At 64.5% G+C, this 685-nt stretch carries 2 protein-coding genes; both read right to left on the reverse strand.

From position 1 onward, the window contains the following. Nucleotides 1–79 precede the first annotated feature (79 nt). Nucleotides 80–223 carry a hypothetical protein gene (locus tag HMPREF2129_RS11200; RefSeq protein ID WP_016456431.1) on the reverse strand — a complete coding sequence of 48 codons (144 nt, stop codon included), beginning with the start codon at nucleotides 221–223 and terminating at the stop codon, nucleotides 80–82. Between the two features lie 161 nt (nucleotides 224–384). Then, nucleotides 385–633, reverse strand: coding sequence for a hypothetical protein (locus HMPREF2129_RS10375; protein ID WP_232218154.1), 249 nt, complete (start codon nucleotides 631–633; stop codon nucleotides 385–387). Nucleotides 634–685 lie beyond the last annotated feature (52 nt).

The raw sequence follows: 685 nt of genomic DNA on the forward strand, positions 1-685 counted from the left end.
TTACGTGAGTGGGTGTGAATTGCCGTGCAATGTGGGTGTTGAAGCAGCTGCTTTGCTGCTGCGGGGGGTTGCGCTGTCGTTACAACACTGCCCAGGGCAGCGGCGTGCCTGCCGCCTCTAGGTCGCGCAGTTCTTGTGCTGCACCCGGATCGGCGTCCTCGCCGTCGATACCGTCGGCGAGCTGGTAGAGCAGTTCCAGGTCGGTGTGGGTGATGTCGCGCATCACGTGCCTCCTTGTTCGGATTGGTGGTCAATCCGTCTGTTGGAGACAGCTCTGCTGTCTAGGGGTCGCTCCCCTGCCTCGTTGAAGTGTCTGCTGTCGCAAGCCACGGCCGACGAGAAAAAAAGAAACCCCGTTGCATCGCTGCAACGGGGTGTGTGGTGCTACTCGGTGAACAAGATCGTGCGGGTCTTCTCGGCGCCCTCGCGGACGAGTTCGACCATCCGCTCGCCTTGGCCGATGTCGGTCAGCTTCGCCACCAACGACGGGAAGTTCTCGTCTGGCCCGATCTCGGTGGCTCGGTGCGCGGCCACGCCAGCTAGTCCCGGCTGGCCTGTGGCGTGCGCGAGCACGGCAACCGTGGTGGTGAGCTGCGCGCGCATCCCTGGCCAGCTGGTCGGGACAGCACGCATAACCTGCTCCGCGAACCGTAGGCCCGCCTGCGGGTCATCGAGCAGCGCCGCG

The organism is Corynebacterium tuscaniense DNF00037 (genome assembly GCF_000759055.1).
Taxonomy (GTDB): Bacteria; Actinomycetota; Actinomycetes; order Mycobacteriales; family Mycobacteriaceae; genus Corynebacterium; species Corynebacterium tuscaniense.